The organism is Methylococcus mesophilus (assembly GCF_026247885.1).
Taxonomy (GTDB): Bacteria; Pseudomonadota; Gammaproteobacteria; order Methylococcales; family Methylococcaceae; genus Methylococcus; species Methylococcus mesophilus.
The window spans coordinates 1,284,969-1,307,090 of sequence record NZ_CP110921.1; the positions used below are offsets into that span (position 1 = coordinate 1,284,969).

The 22,122-nt window shown below is 63.3% G+C and carries 16 protein-coding genes; 11 read left to right on the forward strand and 5 right to left on the reverse strand.

Annotated features, from left to right (window positions below; translation table 11 throughout):
- Window positions 1–181: 181 nt before the first annotated feature.
- The 3 genes from gltB to OOT43_RS05815 all read left to right on the forward strand — a co-directional run bounded on the left by gltB (window position 182) and on the right by OOT43_RS05815 (window position 7,913).
- Entirely contained in the window at window positions 182–4,810 is a 4,629-nt protein-coding gene (gene gltB / locus OOT43_RS05805) for a glutamate synthase large subunit (protein WP_266023870.1), read from the forward strand.
- A gap of 37 nt (window positions 4,811–4,847) precedes the next feature.
- Complete coding sequence (locus OOT43_RS05810; RefSeq protein WP_266023871.1) at window positions 4,848–6,287, forward strand: glutamate synthase subunit beta; 1,440 nt, start codon at window positions 4,848–4,850, stop codon at window positions 6,285–6,287.
- A 168-nt stretch (window positions 6,288–6,455) separates the two neighbouring features.
- Window positions 6,456–7,913: a TrkH family potassium uptake protein gene (locus OOT43_RS05815; RefSeq protein ID WP_266024839.1), complete on the forward strand. Its 1,458-nt coding sequence runs from the start codon at window positions 6,456–6,458 to the stop codon at window positions 7,911–7,913.
- A gap of 82 nt (window positions 7,914–7,995) precedes the next feature.
- Here the strand turns inward: OOT43_RS05815 and OOT43_RS05820 are convergent, their stop codons facing one another.
- Together OOT43_RS05820 and rpoS are read right to left on the reverse strand one after the other, a co-directional pair.
- The gene (locus OOT43_RS05820; RefSeq protein WP_266023873.1) at window positions 7,996–8,385 is read right to left on the reverse strand and encodes a hypothetical protein; all 390 of its coding nucleotides are present in this window, start codon (window positions 8,383–8,385) and stop codon (window positions 7,996–7,998) included.
- Between the two features lie 68 nt (window positions 8,386–8,453).
- Entirely contained in the window at window positions 8,454–9,362 is a 909-nt protein-coding gene (gene rpoS, locus OOT43_RS05825; RefSeq protein WP_266023874.1) for an RNA polymerase sigma factor RpoS, read from the reverse strand.
- Window positions 9,363–9,905: 543 nt separating this feature from the next.
- Here rpoS and acs point away from each other — a divergent pair.
- The gene (gene acs, locus OOT43_RS05830; RefSeq protein WP_266023875.1) at window positions 9,906–11,840 is read left to right on the forward strand and encodes an acetate--CoA ligase; all 1,935 of its coding nucleotides are present in this window, start codon (window positions 9,906–9,908) and stop codon (window positions 11,838–11,840) included.
- Between the two features lie 54 nt (window positions 11,841–11,894).
- On the forward strand, window positions 11,895–12,233 hold the full coding sequence (gene glnK, locus OOT43_RS05835) for a P-II family nitrogen regulator (protein ID WP_169603010.1): 339 nt from the start codon (window positions 11,895–11,897) through the stop codon (window positions 12,231–12,233).
- A 41-nt stretch (window positions 12,234–12,274) separates the two neighbouring features.
- On the opposite strand, the gene OOT43_RS05840 is transcribed toward glnK, so the two are convergent.
- Window positions 12,275–12,847 (reverse strand): MarR family winged helix-turn-helix transcriptional regulator, encoded by a 573-nt coding sequence (locus OOT43_RS05840; protein WP_266023876.1) that lies wholly within the window; start codon window positions 12,845–12,847, stop codon window positions 12,275–12,277.
- 56 nt (window positions 12,848–12,903) lie between these two features.
- Complete coding sequence (gene speE, locus OOT43_RS05845) at window positions 12,904–13,761, reverse strand: polyamine aminopropyltransferase (RefSeq protein WP_266023877.1); 858 nt, start codon at window positions 13,759–13,761, stop codon at window positions 12,904–12,906.
- Window positions 13,762–13,830: 69 nt separating this feature from the next.
- Here speE and speA point away from each other — a divergent pair, with 69 nt between their 5' ends.
- Genes speA through OOT43_RS05875 form a run of 6 tightly spaced genes read left to right on the forward strand, consistent with a single transcriptional unit; the run spans window position 13,831 to window position 20,896 of the window.
- A complete protein-coding gene (gene speA / locus OOT43_RS05850; protein WP_266023878.1) occupies window positions 13,831–15,708 on the forward strand; it encodes a biosynthetic arginine decarboxylase in 1,878 nt (625 codons plus the stop codon).
- Between the two features lie 2 nt (window positions 15,709–15,710).
- Window positions 15,711–16,580, forward strand: a complete 870-nt coding sequence (locus OOT43_RS05855; protein WP_266023879.1) for an NAD(P)-dependent oxidoreductase — start codon at window positions 15,711–15,713, stop codon at window positions 16,578–16,580.
- A 53-nt stretch (window positions 16,581–16,633) separates the two neighbouring features.
- Window positions 16,634–17,569, forward strand: a complete 936-nt coding sequence (gene glyQ, locus OOT43_RS05860) for a glycine--tRNA ligase subunit alpha (protein ID WP_266023880.1) — start codon at window positions 16,634–16,636, stop codon at window positions 17,567–17,569.
- The gene (glyS, locus tag OOT43_RS05865) at window positions 17,562–19,643 is read left to right on the forward strand and encodes a glycine--tRNA ligase subunit beta (protein ID WP_266023881.1); all 2,082 of its coding nucleotides are present in this window, start codon (window positions 17,562–17,564) and stop codon (window positions 19,641–19,643) included. The genes glyQ and glyS overlap by 8 nt, the downstream gene beginning before the upstream one ends.
- Window position 19,644: 1 nt before the next feature.
- A complete protein-coding gene (gene gmhB, locus OOT43_RS05870; RefSeq protein WP_266023882.1) occupies window positions 19,645–20,184 on the forward strand; it encodes a D-glycero-beta-D-manno-heptose 1,7-bisphosphate 7-phosphatase in 540 nt (179 codons plus the stop codon).
- The gene (locus OOT43_RS05875) at window positions 20,147–20,896 is read left to right on the forward strand and encodes a lysophospholipid acyltransferase family protein (protein ID WP_266023883.1); all 750 of its coding nucleotides are present in this window, start codon (window positions 20,147–20,149) and stop codon (window positions 20,894–20,896) included. Before gmhB ends, OOT43_RS05875 begins: the two co-directional genes overlap by 38 nt.
- Here OOT43_RS05875 and OOT43_RS05880 read toward each other — a convergent pair.
- Window positions 20,880–22,109 carry an aminotransferase class I/II-fold pyridoxal phosphate-dependent enzyme gene (locus OOT43_RS05880; protein ID WP_266023884.1) on the reverse strand — a complete coding sequence of 410 codons (1,230 nt, stop codon included), beginning with the start codon at window positions 22,107–22,109 and terminating at the stop codon, window positions 20,880–20,882. The two genes, OOT43_RS05875 and OOT43_RS05880, sit on opposite strands and share 17 nt — an antisense overlap.
- Window positions 22,110–22,122 lie beyond the last annotated feature (13 nt).

Below are 22,122 nucleotides of genomic sequence, written 5' to 3' on the forward strand. Positions count from 1 at the left end.
CCATTTTTTTGCGGGCGGACCCACGTCCCTATGCGATGAAACTGTCCCCATCCGTCGATCACCGAGCCCCGGCAAACCGCGACCGTCCGATGCGGGAGGGAATCAGGTATCGCAACGGATGGGGCGCCAATCCAGACGCGTTCGCTCGTTGACCCGGCGCGCTCCCCAAGAGGTAACCCCAATGAGCCACCATACATTGCCCCACAAGCAGGGTTTGTACGATCCACGCCACGAACACGACGCCTGCGGCGTCGGCTTCATCGCCCACATCAAGGGCAGGAAAAGCCACGACATCGTTCTCCAGGGGCTGGAAATACTGAAAAACCTCACGCATCGGGGCGCGGTGGGGGCCGATCCTCTGGCAGGCGACGGCGCCGGCCTCCTGCTGCAGCTGCCCGATGCATTCCTGCGCAGACAGTGTGCGGGACTCGGCATCACGCTTCCCGAACCTGGACACTATGGGGTGGGAATGCTGTTCATGCCGCGCGATGCGGAAAAGCGGCGCCGCTGCGAAGAGATACTGACCCGCCATGTGACTGCCGAGGGACAGACGGTCCTCGGCTGGCGCGACGTCCCCGTGGATAACACAGGCATCGGCGAAACGGTCAAGGCCGTGGAACCGGTCGTCCGCCAGGTGTTTATCGGCCGCGGCACCGGCTGCGCCGACCAAAACGCCTTCGAGCGCAAGCTGTTCATCATCCGCAAACAGGCCGAAAACACCGTCCGCGATGGGAGAATCGCCGCCGGTGAGATGTTCTATCTGCCCTCCCTGTCGTCGCGCACCATCGTCTATAAAGGTATGCTGCTGGCCGACCAGGTTGGCTCGTATTACCTCGACCTCCGCGACGAGAGCCTGGTTTCGGCCCTGGCCCTGGTTCACCAGCGCTTTTCGACCAACACCTTCCCGACTTGGGACCTCGCCCACCCGTTCCGGATGATCGCCCATAACGGCGAGATCAACACGATTCGCGGCAACATCAACTGGATGGCCGCGCGCCGCCAGTCGATGAAGTCCGCGCTGCTGGGCGAAGACCTGGACAAAATCTGGCCACTGATCGCCGAAGGCCAGTCCGACTCGGCCTGCTTCGACAATGCGCTGGAGCTGCTGGTAGCCGGGGGCTACTCGCTGGTCCATGCCATGATGCTGCTGATTCCCGAAGCCTGGGCCGGCAACCCGCTGATGGACCCCAAGCGCCGCGCGTTCTACGAGTATTACTCAGCGCTGATGGAACCCTGGGACGGCCCCGCCGCCGTGGCGTTCACCGACGGACGCCAGATCGGCGCGACGCTCGACCGCAACGGATTGCGCCCGGCACGCTACCTGATCACCGACGACGACTACGTCATCATGGGCTCGGAAATGGGCGTCCTGAACGTCCCGCAGCACAAGATCGTCAAGAAGTGGCGCCTGCAGCCCGGCAGGATGTTCCTGATCGACCTGGAGCAAGGCCGCATCATCGAGGACCAGGAAATCAAGGACGAACTGGCCCGGCGCAATCCGTACCAGGAATGGCTGGACAAGACTCAGATCAACGTCGAGAACCTGCCTCCGGAAGTCGCCGCGATGGCGCCGGATCACGGCACCCTGCTCGACCGGCAGCAGGCGTTCGGCTACACCCAGGAAGACATCAAGGTCTTCTTCAAGCCGATCGCCCTGAGCGGGCAGGAACCGGTGGGTTCCATGGGGACCGACGCCGCCCTGGCCGTGCTGTCGAACCGGCCGCGGATGCTTTACGACTACTTCAAGCAGGGTTTCGCCCAGGTGACCAACCCGGCGATCGACCCGATCCGCGAAGAGCTGGTGATGTCGCTGGTGTCGCACATCGGTCCGCGCCCCAACCTGCTGGCGCTGGACAACGGCGGCAACAACAAGCGGCTCGAGGTGCACCAGCCGATCCTCAGCAACAGCGATCTTGAAAAAATCCGCCGCATCGAGGCACGGACCCAGGGCGCGTTCAAGACCAAGACCCTGAGCATCTGCTTTCCGGCCGATGCCGGCGCACCGGGGATGGAGCCGGCGCTCGACGCCGTGTGCCGCCGCGCCGAACAGGCGGTGCTGGAAGGCAACAACATTCTGATCCTGTCCGACCGCGGCATGGATGCGGGCCATATCGCCATCCCCGCCCTGCTCGCCACCTCGGCGGTTCATCACCACCTGATCCGCGCCGGCCTGCGCACGCATTCGGGCCTGGTGGTGGAAACCGGCGAAGCGCGCGAGGTTCATCATTTCGCCCTGCTCGCCGGCTACGGCGCCGAGGCCGTCAACCCCTACCTCGCCTTCGACACCTTGTCGGACCTGCTCGACTCGCTGCCGGAAAAGCTCGGCGAAGAGGAAGCCCATAAGCGCTACATCAAGGCCGTGGGCAAGGCCTTGCTCAAGATCATGTCGAAGATGGGCATCTCCACCTACCAGTCCTATTGCGGCGCACAGATATTCAATGCCGTGGGGCTGGGCGAGAGCTTCCTCGACCGCTATTTCCACGGCACCGAATGCACCACGGGCGGCATCGAACTCAAGGAAGTCGCGGAGGAAACCGTCCGCCGCCACCGCCAGGCCTTCGGCAATGCGCCGCTGTACCGGAGTGCGCTCGACGTCGGCGGCGAATACGCCTTCCGGGTGCGCGGCGAGGATCACATGTGGACGCCGGAAACGATCTCCAAGCTGCAGCACGCGACCCGCGCGAACGACGCCAAGACCTATGCCGAATACGCCAGGCTGGTCAACGAGCAGAACGAGCACCTGCTGACCCTGCGCGGCCTGATGGATTTCCGCTTCGCCGCCGAGCCGGTGCCGCTGGACGAGGTCGAGCCGGCGAAGGACATCGTCAAGCGCTTCGTCACCGGCGCCATGTCGTTCGGATCGATCTCCTACGAGGCGCACACCACCCTGGCGATCGCCATGAACCGGATCGGCGGCAAGTCGAACACCGGCGAAGGCGGCGAGCTGCCGGAGCGCTTCGTGCCGCTGGCGAACGGCGACTCCCTGCGCTCGGCGATCAAACAGGTCGCGTCCGGGCGCTTCGGCGTCACCGCCGAATACCTGGTCAACGCCGACGACATCCAGATCAAAATCTCACAGGGTGCCAAGCCCGGCGAGGGCGGCCAGCTGCCCGGCCACAAGGTCGACGCGGTCATCGCCAAGGTGCGCCATTCGACTCCCGGCGTCGGCCTGATTTCGCCGCCGCCGCATCACGACATCTATTCGATCGAAGATTTGGCCCAGCTGATCCACGACCTGAAGAACGTGAATCCGGCGGCCCGCATCAGCGTCAAGCTGGTGTCGGAAGTCGGCGTCGGCACGGTGGCGGCGGGCGTCGCCAAAGCCCACGCAGACCACGTCACCATCTCCGGCTACGACGGCGGCACCGGCGCCAGCCCAATCACTTCGATCAAGCACGCCGGCCTGCCTTGGGAAATCGGCCTGGCTGAAACCCACCAGACCCTGGTGCTGAACCGCCTGCGCGGACGCATCTGTGTCCAGGCCGACGGCGGCATGCGCACCGGCCGCGACGTGGTGATCGCCGCCCTGCTCGGTGCGGACGAGGTCGGCTTCGCCACTGCTCCGCTGATCGTCGAGGGCTGCATCATGATGCGCAAATGCCACCTCAACACCTGCCCGGTGGGCGTGGCGACGCAGGATCCGGAGTTGCGCAAGCGCTTCACCGGCCAGCCGGAACACGTGGTGAACTATTTCTTCTTCGTCGCCGAGGAAGTCCGCCAGCTCATGGCCCGGCTCGGCTTCCGGCGCTACGAGGACATGGTCGGCCGCTCCGAACGGCTCGACATGCGCAAGGCCGTCGACCACTGGAAAGCCTCCCGAATCGACCTGTCGAAGATCCTGTACAAGCCGCAAGCCGGCCCCGGCGTCGCCATCTCCAACTGCGAGCAGCAGGACCACGGCCTGGACAAGGCACTGGACCGCAAGCTGATCGAATTCGCCCGGCCTGCGCTGGAAGAGAAGAAGCCGGTCCATATCGACATCGGCGTGCGCAACTACAACCGCACCCTGGGCGCCATGCTCTCGGGCGAGGTTGCCAAACGCTACGGCCATGCCGGCCTGCCGGAAGACACGATCTACATCAAGGCCCACGGCACCGCCGGCCAAAGCTTCGGCGCCTTCCTCGCGGCAGGCGTGACGCTGGAACTGGAAGGCGAGGCCAACGACTATGTCGGCAAGGGGCTGTCCGGCGGCCGTCTGGCGATCTACCCGCCGGCCGACTGCCCCATCACGCCGGAACAGAACATCATCGTCGGCAACACCGTGCTGTACGGCGCCATCAGCGGCGAATGCTATTTCCGCGGCGTGGCCGGGGAGCGCTTCGCGGTCCGCAACTCCGGCGCGATCGCGGTGGTGGAAGGCGTCGGCGATCACGGCTGCGAGTACATGACCGGCGGCGTGGTGGTGGTGCTGGGCGCGACCGGACGCAACTTCGCGGCCGGCATGTCCGGCGGCGTCGCCTATGTGCTGGACGAATCCGGCGACTTCGACCAGCGCTGCAACCTGGCCATGGTGGAACTCGAGCCGGTGCCGGCGGAAGACGATGCGCTGGAGCATTTCGAGCACCAGGGTGGCGATCTGGAGACCCACGGCAGGGTCGACATCATGCACGACATGACCCGCAACGATATGCGCCGCCTGCGTTTCCTGATCGAGAAGCACCGCCGCTATACCGGCAGCGAGCGCGCCGGGCTGATCCTGGATAACTGGGCGGTTTACGCACCCAAGTTCGTCAAGATCATGCCGGTCGATTACCGCAAGGCGCTGGAAAAGATGCAGCAGACCCGGACCGGTGCGGCCGCGCATCATTGAACCCGGCCCACAAAACAAGAACGAGGTATTGAGAAAGATGGGAAAACCCACCGGTTTCATGGAGATTGCGCGGCAGGACCGGCGCTACACCCTGGTCGCCGACCGGATCCAGCACTACCGCGAATTCGTCGTACCGCTCAGCGAGGACGAAATCAGCCGCCAGGGCGCTCGCTGCATGGATTGCGGAATTCCCTATTGCCACCAAGGCTGCCCGATCAACAATATCATTCCGGACTGGAACGATCTGGTGTACCAGGGCAACTGGGAGGAAGCGATCGAGGTGCTCCACAGCACCAACAACTTCCCGGAATTCACCGGCCGTATCTGCCCGGCCCCTTGCGAGGCGGCATGCACACTGAATCTGAACGACGAGCCGGTCACCATCAAGACCATCGAATGCTCGATCGTGGACAAAGCGTGGGAGGAGCACCGGATCCGGCCGCAGATTCCGCTCAAGCGGACCGACAAGCGGGTCGCGGTCGTCGGCTCCGGGCCAGCCGGTCTGGCCTGTGCCCAGCAACTGGCGCGCGCCGGTCATGGGGTGGTGGTCTATGAGAAGGCCGACCGCATCGGCGGCCTGCTACGCTATGGCATTCCCGATTTCAAGATGGAGAAACACCTGATCGACCGCCGCATCGCACAGATGCAGGCCGAAGGCGTGATCTTCCGTCCCAACAGCCACATCGGAGCCAATATTCCGATAAGCCGGCTGATGGCCGATTTCGACGCCATCGTGCTGGCGGGCGGATCGGAAAAGCCGCGCGACCTGCCCGTCCCCGGCCGCGAATTGGGCGGCATCCATTTCGCCATGGCATTCCTGAAGCAGCAGAACCAGCGCGTCGCCGGCGATCCGCTCGACGAAGCGGAAGGCATCCTGGCAACGGATAAGCACGTCATCGTCATCGGCGGCGGCGATACCGGTTCCGACTGCATCGGTACCTCGATTCGCCAGGGAGCCGCCTCAGTGGTGCAGTTGGAAATCCTGCCCCGGCCTCCGGCCAAGGAAGACAAAGGCCTCACCTGGCCGAACTGGCCCAACCGGTTGCGCACCTCCTCGTCGCAGGAGGAAGGCTGCGAACGGCGCTGGAGCGTCGCGACCAAGAGTTTCAGCGGCGAAAACGGCGCTGTGACCGAGATCCATTGCATCGAAGTGAGCTGGAAGCAGGAAGGCGGGCGCTGGGTCATGGAGGAAATCCCCGGAAGCGAATTCACACTCAAGGCGGATCTGGTCCTCCTCGCCATGGGCTTCGTACACCCGGTGCAGGAAGGGCTGCTGCAAGAAGCCGGCGTGCGGCTGGACGAGCGCGGCAATGTCCAGGCGGATATCCAGAGCTACCGGACTTCCGTGGACAAGATATTCGCGGCCGGAGACATGAGGCGGGGACAATCGCTGGTCGTCTGGGCCATACGCGAGGGACGCCAGGCGGCTCGCGCCGTCGACGAGTTCCTGATGGGCCGCTCCGACTTGCCGCGGTAACCGCGGCGACGCCATGAATCGCCCAACATCGTCGGCGAATCGGGGCTGGGTGCCCGATACCGTCTGGTGGCACGTCTGCCGGCGCCGGCAGATGCGGCGCCCCCCTTCGATGCCCGGCGTCCACCACCTCCGCCGCTGACCATGCCCCAGTTTGCGTCCCGCAGCACCGTGAAGCGCCTGCTGTCTCTTGCCCGCGTATTCGGGCTGATGCTGGTAGTCTTCAGTCTGACCTACCTGCTACCGATCACGACTTCACTGCTAGCAGCCGACGGCACCGCGCTCCTTTTCATCGAAGACATGCTCTTCACCGTCGGCGCCGGCGCACTACTCTGGATCGCGACCAGACAGTACCGGTACGACCTGAAGTCCAAAGACGGCTTCATCCTCGTGGTGCTGGCCTGGACCGGGATGGCCGCCTTCGCTACGTTCCCGCTGATGTCGTACATCGACGGACTGTCGTTCACCGATGCCTATTTCGAAGCCATGTCGGGGCTGACGACTACAGGATCCACCGTCCTGGCAGGTCTGGATCAGTTGCCGCCCGCAATCAACCTTTGGCGTCACGAGTTGAACTGGCTGGGCGGCATGGGAATCATCGTATTGGCGGTGGCTATTCTTCCCGTCCTCGGCATCGGCGGACGCCAGCTGTTCATGGCGGAAACACCCGGCCCCATGAAGGAAAATAAGCTGACGCCGCGGATCACCGAAACCGCAAAAAATCTTTGGCTGGTTTACGCCTATATCACGCTGGCCTGCATTCTGTGTCTCAAGGCGGCCGGCATGAGTTGGCTTGACGCCGTCTGTCATGCTTTCGCCGCCATGAGCCTGGGCGGGTTTTCAACCCATGACGCCAGTGTCGGTTATTTCGACTCGCCGGTGATAGAAGCGATTCTGATGGTCTTCATGCTGATCGCTGGAATGAACTTCGCCACCCATTTCCTGGCAATCCGCACCAGGAGCCTCAAGGCATACCAGCACGACGTCGAGGCAATTCCCTACCTGGTTCTGGCGCTCGGAAGCAGCGTGGGCATCGCCCTGTTCCTGGTCGCGCACCGCACTTATCCGGATCTCTGGACCGCTTTGCGGCATGCGAGCTTCAACTTGGTGTCGATCGCCACCGACTGTGGTTTCGCCTCCGTGGACTATAATCAGTGGCCCTTGTTCGCACCGCTGTGGATGCTGTTCCTGAGTAGCGTCCTGGTGTGCACGGGTTCGACCGGCGGCGGTATCAAGATGATGCGCACCCTGATCCTGATGAAGCAGAGTCAATTGCAGATGCTGCTGCTGACCCATCCGACAGCGGTCAATCCGCTCAAGATCGGACACATGGTGATTCCGTCGAACATCATCCTGTCGGTGCTCGGATTTATCTTCGTCTACTTCATGAGCATCGTCATCCTGACGATGCTGTTGGTGGTCAGCGGGCTGGACATGGTGTCCTCGTTCTCTGCCATCATCGCCAGCATCAACAATGCAGGCCCCGGTCTCAACGTGGTGGGACCTGCCGGCAATTACGCGTCCCTTTCCGATTTCCAGACCTGGACGTGCACCATTGCGATGTTCCTGGGCCGCATTGAGGTCTTCACCGCCCTGATCATCTTCACGCCTGCATTCTGGCGCAAGTGACTTGCACAAAAAAGCGCCCCGAAAAAGGGCGCTTCGTAATACCAATTAGTGCGAGGAAACGGCTACTACAAGCGGTAGCCGGTCAGGGCCACCATAATCCAGGCCCCCACATGCCCCAGTTCATGGTGGCGTCGAGGTTGGTCTCCGCCGCCTGCCTCTGCTCGTCGGCGATTTCTTTTTCAACGGCGAGCTTCTGGAAACGGGCGTAGGCATCCGCATCGCCTACGTAAACGCACTGACAGATGTTGGCATCCGCATAGACGTACATCACTTTGTCGCCCTTCGGGTGTGCCACAAGCTTCTGCTGCGTCATCCCCTTGACGTTGGCCTGCTGCTCCGCGGTCTGGGCATAGTTGATCTTGAATCCGGCAGCCGCCAGCAATTGTTCCGTATCCTGAACCTTCTCCTCCAGAGAAGCACACGCCGCCACTTGGGAAGCGAGCCACAGGATTCCGAGTCTACGAAGCGTCATGATTCTCTCTTGAGTCCGTTGCGTTCCGGTTAATTTAACGCGGATCGGACGGGGCGTCGACAGGGAGCTCAATTCAGCAAGACAGCGTCTGCGGTGTAACCTTCCGCCTCCAGGATACAACGGAGCTTGAGCTGCGCCTCCCGTTGAATCTGACGCACCCTTTCCCGTGTCACACCCATATCCGCGGCTACCTCCTCGAGCGTCGCAACCTCATGCCCGCCGAGCCCGAAGCGGCGCTGGAGAACCTCCCGCTGGCGCGAGTTCAGCCGGCCCAGCCATTCATCGATTCTCTGCTCGATCCGTTCGGTAAGCAGCACATCCGTGACCGGACTCTGACCGTCATCCGGCGCCATATCGAGCAGGGACTTGGAGGAGTCGGCGGTCATCGGCGCATCGGCCGACAAATCCTTTTCGCTCAGCCGCAGAAGTTGCTCGACTCGCTCGGACGATTTATCGAGCAACCGAGCCACGTCCTGGGCCGTTGGCGTTCCCTGCATTTTTACCGAAAGGCTCCGATAGGCTTTCAATACGGCGTTCATTTCCTTGGCGACATGGACCGGCAGCCGGATGGTCCGGACCTGGCTCATCAGAGCCCGCTCGATCGTCTGCCTTATCCACCACGTTGCATAGGTGGAGAATCGGAATCCGCGCTCCGGTTCGAACTTCTCGACGGCCCGGATCAGACCGAGATTCCCCTCCTCGATCAGGTCGAGCAAAGGCAGGCCGCGGTTCAGATAGCGGCGCGCGATCTTGACGACAAGGCGCAGATTGCTTTCGATCATGATGCGGCGGGCATCATCGTCGCCTTCGAGGGCGAGACGCCCGAAATGCTTTTCCTCTTCAGCCGTCAGCAGCCTCCATCTTCCCAATTGGTTCAGATAGATGCGTGTCGCATCGAGCTCTGAGCCAACCTCGGCCCTTTCTCTGCCTTCTTCGGGAACTTCATCGCACCAGACTTGGGGACCGCAGCCATCCATGGCATCTCCTTCGATATCACAACCGGCGTTTATTTCGATCGCCGCTGTCTCATCGACGCAACCCAAACCTTCAACGAGGCCCCCGTCCAACTCAAAAACGACTTCAGACGACATCAGTTTCACCCTCAACAGACACGCCGCCAGCGGCCTTTTGAGCCGGAGGCAGCATTCGCACTCCACGTTATTGCGACTTTCGCAATAACGCCCCTTCCGTAAACCTTGGACCTAATTGTATACCTTTCCGGCAAAGAAAAACCCTATTCTTTCGAAGGAAACAAGCAGATCATTTGTGTCGGTCCAGGCCTTGGCGCGCGCGGGCGCCCCGCCCGCTGAAGAAGCGGTCAAGTTGGCCGCGATCCCAGCACCAAAGCAGGGGTATCGACAGTTACGATCATGCTTATGCTCGTACCGCATCTGGAATGGTCCAGATACCTGAGTCTTCTGGTTTCATTGTCGCCGAAGCCGTCCTAAAATTCACCAGATTCGATTACCGTTTCATGAGTATAATTCTCAATTCGGAGCCGACGGACAAGCGACAATTAAATGAAAACAGAACATGTCTACCCCGTGCCTGCGGATATCGCGGCATCCGCCACAATAACCGACGGAAATTATCGGGAAATGTATGACAGGTCCATAAAGGACCCGGAAGGGTTCTGGGCCCGCTTAGCTCAGGAATTCGTCAGTTGGAGCGCTCCGTGGAACCGGGTGGCGCGATGGAACTTCGATACGCCAGCCATCGAATGGTTCTCCGGCGCCCGCTTGAACGTGTCTTACAACTGTCTGGACCGCCATCTGGACCATCGGGGCACTCAGACGGCCATTCTGTGGGAAGGCGACCAGCCCGGCGATCAGCGCAGCCTGACCTACAGGGAGTTGCACGACCGGGTCTGCCGGTTTGCCAATGTGCTCAAATCCCACGGCGTAGGCAAAGGCGACCGGGTCTGCATCTATCTGCCGATGATCCCCGAAGCCGCCGTGGCCATGCTGGCCTGTGCCCGCATAGGCGCCATACATTCGATAGTATTCGGCGGATTCTCCTCCGAGGCGTTGAAGGACCGCATCCTGGACGCCGACTGCCACGTCGTCGTCTGCGCCGACGAGGGCCGGCGGGGCGGCAAGTTCGTGCCGCTCAAGCATAACGTCGACGTTGCGCTGACCGAATGCCCCAATGTCGAAACCGTGCTTGTGGTGCGCCATACTGCCCGCCCGGTAGACTGGACCGAAGGACGCGACCACTGGTTTCACGAGGCCTTGGAATCCGCATCGCCCGCCTGCCCCCCCGAAGACATGGACGCGGAAGACCCGCTGTTCATTCTCTATACCTCCGGTTCGACCGGCAAACCGAAAGGTGTGGTCCACACGACCGGCGGCTATCTGCTGTACGCCGCGGTCACGCATAAGTACGTGTTCGACTACCGCGATGGTGAAGTGTACTGGTGCACCGCGGACATCGGCTGGATCACCGGCCACAGCTACGTGGTCTACGGCCCCTTGTGCAACGGCGCAACCACCCTGATGTTCGAGGGCGTGCCGACCTACCCCACGCCGGCGCGGCTCTGGCAGGTCATCGACAAGTACAAAGTCAGCATTTTTTACACGGCGCCCACCGTCATCCGGGCACTCATGGGGCTGGGCGAAGACTGGGTGAAGCAGGCCGAACGGAGCAGCCTGCGAATACTGGGCTCGGTCGGCGAACCCATCAATCCGGAAGCCTGGGAGTGGTACTACCAGGAAATCGGCGAAAAGCGCTGCCCGGTGCTCGACACTTGGTGGCAAACCGAGACCGGAGGCATCATGATCACGCCGCTTCCAGGCGCCACGCCGCTCAAACCCGGGTCCGCCACCCGTCCCTTCTTCGGCATCGTCCCCGCGATCCTGGACGCCCAGGGCAACGAACTGGCCGGCCCGGCCGAAGGCGTCCTCGCCATCACCGCTTCCTGGCCGGGCCAGGCGCGCACCGTATTCCGCAATCACGACCGTTTCCGCGAGACTTATTTCGCCCTCTATCCGGGGAAATACTTCACGGGCGACGGGGCGCGCCGGGACACGGACGGCTTTTACTGGATCACCGGCCGGGTAGACGACGTCATCAACGTCTCGGGGCACCGGATGGGGACCGCCGAGATCGAGAGCGCACTGGTGCTGCACGACAGCGTGGCGGAAGCTGCGGTGGTCGGCTACCCGCACAACATCAAGGGCCAGGGCATCTATGCCTATGTCACCCTGGTTGCCGATGCGGCTCCGAGCGAAGCGCTGAAGCGCGAACTGATCGACTTGGTCAAGCAGGAAATCGGCGCGATTGCGACCCCGGACATCATCCAGTGGACACCGGCCCTGCCGAAGACGAGATCGGGTAAAATCATGCGGCGAATCCTGAGGAAAATCGCCGCCAACGACCTGGATCAACTGGGGGATACCTCGACGCTGGCCGACCCTGCGGTCGTCGACGACATCATCCGGAACAAACCGGCCTAGTGGCTGTTATCACGCTTCACCCACTTGAAAAAACAACGATCCGCGGAGACGATCATGAAACTCATCACTGCAATCATCAAACCCTTCAAGCTCGACGATGTGCGCGAAGCGCTTTCCGATATCGGCGTGAGTGGACTGACGGTCACCGAAGTCAAGGGGTTTGGGCGGCAAAAAGGCCATACCGAACTCTATCGCGGAGCCGAATACGTCGTGGATTTCCTGCCGAAAGTGAAGTTGGAAATCGCAGTCGCCGACAATCTGGTGGACACGGCGGTCGATGCGATCGTCAAAGCGGCCAATACCGGAAAGATCGGCGACGGCAAGATCTTCATCACCGCCATCGACCAGGCGATCCGCATTCGCACGGGGGAAACCGGAGACCAGGCGCTGTAATGGCGCACTCCCGCGGACGAGTTCCCCGGCTGTCCGCCCCCTCAATCCCCGGCGGGCAGCTGATGTTCTCGGCAGATCATCTCGGCGTCCTTCTCGAACAATTGTTCGCCGGTCAATCCACATCGGCGGCTGGCGTCTTCCAACACAATGTGATGGCGGCAGCTCTTGCAGGCACCGAAGGTCTTGAGCTGATTGGCGACCTGCATCGCCTGGAGCACATTGGCGAGCACTGATTCCAGCAACGGACGCTGGTCTTTCGGGATCGCGCGCAGCGCGGTGCGCAGCACGCGGGGCGGAATCGACGCATCCAGCAGCCGTCTGCCCGCCTCGGTCAACAGCATGTGCACCACGCGCCGGTCGCGCACATCGCTCTCCTTGACGATCAAGCCGTTGTTTTCAAGGACGGCCAAGGTCTGCGAGACCGTCCCCTTGGTCAAACCGAGATATTCGGCGACGGCCAGCGGCGTGTTGCTGTAACGGTTGCAACTGGCCAGATAATGGAGGGCCTCGAGTTGCACCGGCTGCAACCCTTTGAAGCTTTCGGACCGGCGCGCATCCATGCGGATCAGGTTCGAAATCCGCTCCAGATAGTCGTATACGCGATCAGCTTCCATGGCAATCAATAGTATCGGACCGATGGCATCTTGACAAATCGCCGCCGAGCATCGGTTCAGTCCAGCTGCCGCAGGGCGTTGCGAAAGAACTCAGGCACGGCGAACGCGGCCCGATGGATGTCCGCGTTGTAATACTGTGTAGGGAACGGCTTCGCCGCTGCGGCGTCCGCTCGGAACCGGCTCAGGTCCCCTTTGCCGGCCATCGTGGCGCTCCACCAGCCCGAGGGATAGATGAATTGCGGGAAGAACAGCGTGCGTGTTTGCGAAAAGCCCGCCTGCCGCATGATCCGATGCATCGAGGTGATGAGCGGCAGGTGGAACAGCGGCGATTCGCTCTGTTGCACCAGGATGCCATCGGCACGCAGGCAGCGGTGGCACTCGCGGAAAAACGCCTCGTTGAACAGCCCCTCCGCCGGACCGACCGGGTCGGTGCTGTCGACGATGATGACGTCGACGCACGCATCTGGCGCATCTTTCACCCACCGGATGCCGTCGATGAACAGCAGCTCCGCGCGGGGATCTTCGTTGGATTCGCAGAGTTCGGGAAAATACCGTTCCGCCAGCCGCGTCACCCGCTCGTCGATGTCGATCTGCACCGCCTTCTCGACTTCCGCGTGCCTCAACACCTCCCGCAGGCTACCGCAGTCGCCGCCGCCGATGATCCACACGGTCTTCGGCGCGGGGTGGGTATACAGCACGGGATGCGTCATCATTTCGTGATAGAGGAAGTTGTCGCGGTCGCTCACCATGGTGCAGCCGTCGATCACCATGAGCTTGCCGAACCATTCAGTGTCGTAGATCTCGATGCGCTGGAACGGGGTCTGCTCCTCGTGCAGCTTCGCCGTGATTTTCAGGGACAGCGCACTGCCGTGCTGTGGATAGGATTCGGTAAACCAGTCCTGTGCGTCGCGCATGGAAGTCCTCCTGCGTGGAAAAAATGTTGCATTCTCCCCATAATTGGAAGTTTTTGAAAGACGGGCCCCATGACCAAGGTGAACTGGACGCTGAGCGAAGCGCGCGATACTTACGCGATCGAGCACTGGAGCGACGGCTATTTCAACATCGCACCCGACGGCGAAGCCGTAGTCTGCCCGCTGCGGGGGAGCGTCGAGGGAGGCGTTAGCATCGCCGCCATCGCCCGCAGCGTCCGTGCCGAGGGCCTGTCCCTGCCTGTGCTGATGCGCTTTCCCCATATCCTGCGCGACCGGGTAGGACTCCTGACATCCGCGTTCGGCAGGGCGCGGGCCGCATACCAGTACAAGGCGGGTTACACGCCGGTCTACCCGATCAAGGTCAACCAGCAACGCAACGTCGTCGAGAACATTCTCCGCGCCGGCGGTGTCGGCCTGGAAGCCGGCAGCAAATCGGAGCTGCTCGCCATCCTCGCCCTGGCGGAATCCGGCACCATCGTCTGCAACGGCTACAAGGACCGTGCCTACATCCGGCTGGCCCTGATCGGCAGCCAACTGGGGCTGCGCGTCTTCATCGTGGTCGAAAAGCTGTCCGAGCTCGAACTGGTGCTGAGCGAATCCGACGCCCTCGGCATCGCCCCGCAGCTCGGCGTCCGCGTGCGACTCTCCAGCATCAGCACCGGCAAATGGCAGAACAGCGGGGGCGAGAAATCCAAATTCGGCCTGCATGCGGGCGAAATCCTGAAGTTCCTCAAACGGCTCGAGGGCGCCGGTGGGCTCGGCTGGGTCCGGCTGATGCACTTCCACATGGGATCGCAAGTGGCCAACATCAACGACGTCAAGACCGCCCTGCGCGAAGCCGGCCGCTACTACGCGGAACTGCGGCGGCTGGGCGCGCCGGTGGATCATGTCGACGTCGGTGGGGGCCTCGGCATCGACTACGAGGGCACGCATTCGGTCAGCGACTGCTCGATCAACTACAGCGTGGACGAATACGCTCACAGCATCGTCCGGGCCTTCTCCGAACTCTGTACCGAACAGGGACTGCCCCAGCCCAACCTGATCACCGAAGCCGGGCGGGCGATGAGCGCGCACCATGCCGTGCTGGTGACCAACGTCGTCGATATCGAAGCGGCCACCTATGACGCCAGCCCGGTCTCCGCCTCGGTGGCTCAGCCATTGAAGGATCTGGAAGACCTGCTCCGCCGGGTGGACAGCGAATCGGTACTGGGCATCTACCACGACGCCGAGTTCGACCTGTCCGAAGCCCGGACCATGTACGTCCAGGGCAAGATCGGCCTGGACCAGTTGGCGGAAGCCGAGCGGCTCCACGCCACCCTATGCCACGAAGTGCAGCAGCGTCTCGACATCCGGCTGAGAGCCCACCGTGCCGTGCTGGATGAACTCAACGAACGCCTGGCCGACAAGCTGTTCTGCAACTTCTCGGTCTTCCAGTCGATTCCCGATGCCTGGGCGATCGACCAGATCTTTCCGGTCATGCCGCTGCAACGGCTTGGCGAAGAGCCGACCCGCCGTGCCGTGATCCAGGACATGACCTGCGATTCCGACGGCCGGATCAACGCCTACATCGACCGCCAGAGCATCGAGAACACCCTCCGGATGCACGCGCAGGTACCGGGCGAGCCCTATCTGATCGGCTTCTTCCTGGTCGGCGCCTATCAGGAAATCCTGGGCGACATGCACAACCTGTTCGGGGACACCCACTCGGTGAACGTCGAACTGGACGGGGCGGGCGGCTATACCTTCAGTCAAACCCGTCGCGGTGACGGCGCCGACGACCTGCTGCGCTACGTCCACATCGACCCGGACGAGCTGGAGCGTTCCTACCGCAAGAAGCTGATCGAAGCCGACATCCCGATGCACCAGCGCAAGCAATACGAAAGCGAGCTGATCGCGGGACTCAGCAACTACACCTACCTGGAGGAATGAGCATGAAGACCGGCTTCGTCGGGCTCGGGGCCATGGGACTGGGCATGGCCCGCAACCTCCAGCGTGCGGGCCTGCTGGCCGGCGTCTGGAACCGTACGCCGGAAAAAGCCAGGGCATTCGCCGCCGAAACCGGGACCATGGCCTACACCAGCCTCGCTGACCTGGCCACGGCCTGCGATGTGGTCGTGACATGCGTTTCGGCGGATGCCGATGTGCTGGAGGTCATCGCAGCCCTCACACCCGGACTCCGGCCGGGCGCGGTCATCGTCGACTGCTCGACGGTTGGCGTAGCCACCGCCCGCCGCGCCGCCGAGGTCGTCCGCCAGGCGAGCGGCGATTTTCTCGATGCCCCCGTCAGCGGCGGCGTCGAGGGCGCCCGCAACGGCACCTTGGCCCTGATGATCGGCGGCCGGGCCGAAACCGTGGAAAAAGTCCGGCCGGTGCTGGAAGCAATGGGCAACCGCATCATGCACATGGGCGACACCGGCGCCGGCCAGGCCACCAAGGCGGTGAACCAGGTGATGTGCGCCGGTATCAACCAAGCCGTCACCGAGGCCATGGCATTCGGGCAAGCCTTGGACCTGGACCTGGACAAGGTCATCGACGTGGTTTCCGGCGGCGCCGCCGGAAACTGGTTCCTGGACAAACGCGGCAAAACCATGATCCGCGGCAGCTTCCAGCCCGGCTTCAAGCTGGCCTTGCACCACAAGGACCTGAACATCTGCCTGGAGATGGCGGAAAGATTAGGCATCTCCCTGCCGCTGAGCGCCCAGACCCGGGACGACTATGCCGAACTCATGGCCCGCGACCACGGCGAGGACGACATTTCCGGCCTATTCCGGCTGAAATCGGCCGCTCCCCCCAAGGGCTGACCCTATACTTTCAGATATAATTCCCGCCCGCACGAAAACCTGCCGGATCGCTTGTGCCTACATCGAACTCCCCCGCCGCCGAAACCTTGAGCTTCCAGGATTTGATCCTGACCCTTCAACGCTATTGGGCCGAGCAAGGCTGCGTGATCCTCCAACCGCTGGATCTGGAGGTCGGCGCCGGAACCTTTCACCCGGCGACCTTCCTCCGCGCCATCGGCCCGGAACCGTGGAACACCGCCTACGTTCAGCCCTCGCGCCGCCCCACCGACGGCCGCTATGGCGACAACCCCAACCGGCTGCAGCATTACTACCAGTTCCAGGTGGTGCTGAAACCTTCGCCGCCCGACATCCAGGAACTCTATCTCGGCTCGCTGCGCCTGCTCGGCTTCGACCTCCTCGAACACGACGTCCGCTTCGTCGAGGACAACTGGGAATCGCCCACGCTCGGCGCCTGGGGCCTGGGCTGGGAAGTCTGGCTGAATGGCATGGAAGTGACCCAGTTCACCTATTTCCAGCAGGTCGGCGGCCTCGATTGCCGGCCGGTCAGCGGCGAGATCACCTACGGCCTGGAGCGCATCGCCATGTACGTGCAGGGCGTGGAGAACGTCTACGACCTGGTCTGGACGCGGGGGCCGCAGGGCATTGTCCGTTACGGCGACGTGTTCCATCAGAACGAGGTCGAGATGTCGGCCTTCAACTTCGAGCACGCCAACACCGAATTCCTGTTCGGCGCCTTCGACACCTACGAGCGCGAATGCCGCCAGCTCATCGCGCTGGGACTGCCCCTGCCCGCCTATGAGATGGTGCTGAAAGCCTCGCACGCCTTCAACCTGCTCGATGCCCGCCGAGCCATCTCGGTCACCGAGCGCCAACGCTTCATCCTGCGGGTGCGCGAACTCGCCAAGGCCGTGGCCGAAGCCTATTACCAGCGCCGGGAAGCCTTGGGATTCCCGATGCTCAACGCCAAGGAGGAGCACGTTCATGGCTGAGATCCGCGACCTGCTGTTCGAGCTTGGCACCGAGGAGCTGCCGCCGAAATCCCTGCTCAAGCTGAGCGAAGCGCTCAAAGACAACATGGCTGCCGGACTGGAAAAAACCGGCCTGTCGTATGCCGCCATCGAAGCCTACGCCACGCCGCGCCGGCTCGCCCTGCTGGTCCGCGGACTGGCGGCGGCCCAGCCGGACCAGACCGTCGAGCGGCGCGGCCCGGCGCTGAACGCCGCCTACGACGCCAACGGCGCCCCTACCAAAGCCACCGAGGGCTTCGCCCGCAGCTGCGGCGTCACGGCCGACCAGCTCATCACGCTGAAGACTGACAAGGGCGAATGGGTGGGCCTGATACAGGAGGTTCGCGGCAAACCCACCGAAGCCCTGATCCCGGACATCATCCGCCAAAGCCTGGCCGCCCTGCCGATCGCCAAGCGCATGCGCTGGGGCGCGGGACTGGCCGAATTCGTCCGGCCGGTGCAGTGGGTGGTGGTGATATACGGCAATGGCGTGATCGAATGCGAAATCCTCGGCGTCGCCGCCGGCCGGACCACCCGAGGCCACCGCTGCCATGCGCCCGATCCGATCGAGGTCACGAACCCTGGCGAATACGCCAGCCTGCTGACGACCCAGGGCCACGTGCTGCCGGACTTCGCCGAACGCCGCGCCCGGATCGAACGGCTCGCCGTGGAAGCGGCCGCGACGGTGAATGGCAAGCCGCTGATCGACCCCGATCTCTTGGACGAAATCACCGCCCTGGTCGAGTGGCCGGTGCCGGTGCTGGGCGGCTTCGAGGCGCGCTATCTGAGCCTTCCGCCGGAAGTCCTGATCACCACCATGCAGGACAACCAGAAGTATTTCCCGGTGGTCGACGCGGACCGCAAGCTGCTCCCCCATTTCATCACCTTCAGCAACATCGACAGCCGCCGGCCCGAGTTCGTGCGCGAGGGCAACGAGCGCGTGGTCCGGCCGCGTCTGGCCGACGCCGAATTCTTCTGGAACCAGGACCGCAAGCGCACGCTGGAAGAGCGGGTGGAAGAGCTGGGCCAGGTGACTTTCCAGAACAAGCTCGGCTCTGTGCTCGACAAGACCCGGCGGGTGCAGCACCTGGCCGCTTTCGTCGCCGAATCATTGAACCTGGACCCGAGCTTCGCCGAACGCGCCGCCCTGCTGGCGAAGGCCGACCTCCTGACCCACATGGTCGGAGAATTCACCGAACTGCAGGGCTTGATGGGCCGTTATTACGCCCTGGCCGAAGGCGAGCCCGAGGAAGTCGCCCGGGCCATCGAGGAGCAGTACCTGCCCAAAGTGTCCGGGGGCCCGCTGCCCGTATCTCGTACAGGAGAGATTGTGGCGCTGGCGGAAAAGATCGACACCCTGGCCGGCATCTTCAGCATCGGCCTGGTCCCCAGCGGCGACCGCGATCCTTATGCGCTGCGCCGCGCCGCGCTGGGCGTCATCCGCATCCTCATCGAAAAAAATCTCGACCTGGATATCGAAGTCCTGCTGGAAAAGGCCTTAGGGCGCCTCCCCCACGGCTTCGATCCGGACGCGACCCGGTCGGCGCTGCTCGATTTCCTCTATGAGCGCCTGCGCGGCTACTGCCTCGAGCAGGGCTACCGCCACGACGAGTTCGAGGCGGTCCTGGCGATACGTCCGACCAGTCTGGTGGATTTCCTGGGCCGGCTCGCCGCGGTACGCGAATTCCGCGGCCTCACCGCCGCCGAAAGCCTTGCGGCGGCCAACAAGCGCATCCGCAACATCCTGCGCAAGTCCGGCGAAACGGTGGTTGCGAACGCCGACGAGCAAATCCTGGTCGAACCCTCGGAGAAAGCACTGCTGGCAGCGGCCCGGCAGGCCCATGCCGACATCCTGCCGCTGCTGCACGCCCGCGACTACACCACGGCGCTGTGTCGGCTGGCGCAGCTGCGCGACAGCGTCGACACCTTCTTCGACAAGGTGATGGTGATGAGCGAGGACGAATCCCTGCGCCTCAACCGGCTCGGCCTGCTGGCCCTGGTGGAAGGATTGTTCCTGAACATCGCCGACATCTCCGCCCTGCAGCCGGCCCAGTGACATGCGCTATGTGATCCTGGACCGGGACGGCGTCATCAACGAAGACTCCGACAACTACATCAAGTCGCCGGAAGAATGGCGCCCGATCCCCGGCAGCCTCGACGCCATCGCGCTGCTGACCCGCCACGGCTTCCGGGTGGTGGTGCTGACCAACCAGTCAGGCATTGCACGCCGATTGTTCAGCCCCGCCATGCTGGAAGCGATCCACGACAAGATGCGGACGGCGGTCCGGGAGGCCGGCGGCGAAATCTTCGACGTTTTCCTGTGCCCACATGGCCCTGAAGACATGTGTGGCTGCCGCAAGCCCAGGCCCGGCCTGTTCCGCGCCTTCGCCGAAAAATACGGCGTGGAACTCGCCGGCGTGCCTGCCGTCGGCGACTCGCTGCGCGACATCGAAGCGGCGGCGGCGGCGGGCGCGGCACCGATGCTGGTCGAAACCGGCAAGGGCACGCGCACGCTGGAGCGGAATCCCGAACTCGACGTCCCCACCTTCCCCGACCTGTATGCAGCCGCACAAAATATCGTTTTCAGCCAAGCTTGAGATCATCCTGCGTTCGGCGGTGTTCTTCGCCGGCATGACCTTGTCCACCTTCGTGATCAGCCCGTGCATGGTCGCCGCCCGCCCCTTCTCGTTCGGCGTGCGCTGGGCACTGGCCAACCGCTGGGTCCGGTTCAATCTCTGGATGCTGAAAACCGTGTGCCGGCTGGACTTCCAGGTCCAGGGGCGGGAAAACATTCCGGTCCAGCCCGGTGTCATCCTCTGCAAGCACCAGTCGGCCTGGGAGACCATCGCGCTGCAGGTGATCTTCCCGCCCCTGGTCTTCATCCTCAAGCAGGAACTGCTGAGACTGCCGGTCTGGGGTTGGGCGATGGCGACACTCAAGCCCATCGCGATCAACCGCGCGCATAAGACGGCGGCCCTCAAGCAGGTGCTGAACGACGGGGTGAAACGGCTGAGGGAAGGTCTGTGGGTCGTGGTGTTTCCGGAAGGCACCCGCGTCGCTCCCGGCAAGAAGGGGCACTACGGCGCCAGCGGCGCCATGCTGGCGCACCGCGCCGGCTGCCCGGTGGTGCCGGTGGCGCACAACGCCGGCGAGTACTGGAGCCGCCGCGCCTTCCTGAAGTACCCCGGCACCATTCAGGTACGTGTCGGACCGCCGATCGATGCAGCCAAGTTCGACGCGGCAGCAATCACCGCCCAGGCCGAGCGCTGGATCGAAGCCCAGATGCAGGAAATCAGCCGGGCACACTGATACCGGCCTTTCGGCCGGCGACGAAGCGGTGAATCCGCTCGACCGCCTCCCGCAGCACCGGAACGTCGGCCGTGTAGGCAAAGCGCAGGTACCGTTCTGGCGCCTGGACGCCGAAATCCTTGCCCGGTGTTACCGCAACGCCGGCCCGCTCCAGGAGGCTTGCAGCGAACTCTGCGCTGTCTTCGGTAAACGCCGAGCAGTCGGCATAGATGTAGAACGCTCCGGACGGCTGGACCGGCACCCGGAACCCCAGTTTCACCAACTCCCCCCACAGGAAATCCCTGCGCACCTCGAAAGCCCGGCGGCGGCGTTCCAGTTCGGCGAAGCTTTGGTCCGAAAATGCCGCCAAGGCCGCGTACTGCGAGAGCGTGGGCGCCGAGATGAAGATATTCTGGGCCACCCGCTCTGCGGCCGCCGTGTATGCCTCCGGCACGATCAGCCAGCCCAGCCGCCAGCCGGTCATGCCGAAAAATTTCGAAAAGCTGTTGACGACGAAGGCATTCTCGCCGAACGCCAGGGCGCTGACCGAGCGTTGGCCGTATTCCAGCCCATGGTAAATCTCGTCCGAGATGAACATCCCTCCCTCAGCCTCGAACCATTCCACCAGGTCCCGCAAAATCGCGGCGTTCATGACCGTGCCGGTCGGGTTGGAGGGCGAAGCGCTGATCGCCACCGGTACGTCTCCCCTGCGATGCGCCCGGCACAAGGCGGCGTTCAGGTGGAAATCCTGCTCCGGCCCCACCGGCACGGCGTGCGGTTCACCCGAATACAGCCGCACGAAATTGGCATAACAGGGATAGCCGGGATCGGCCAGCATGACACGCCGGCCGGGTGACAAGGCAACGGCCAGTGCCAGGGAAAACGCGCCCGACGCGCCCGGCGTAAGGAAAATCCGCTGCGGCGCGACTGCGACACCGTAGCGTTCGGCGTAGTATCCCGCAAGCCGCTCCCGAAGCTCGGGCAATCCGGCGGCCGGCGTGTAGCGCACCTGCCCGCCGGCCAGGAAGCGGACCGCCGCCGCGCTCACAGGCTCGGGCGTCGGGAAATCCGGCTCACCGATCTCCAGGTGGACAATGGAACGCCCGGATGCCTCCAATTGCCTGGCGCGCGCCAGGATCTCCATGACGTGGAACGGCCGGATGGCGTCGGCAAGACAGCCGCCATCTCCCGCCCTCCTTGTTGCCTGACCAGCCTCATGCGGTCGCCGGTTCATCGAATCCCCCGTA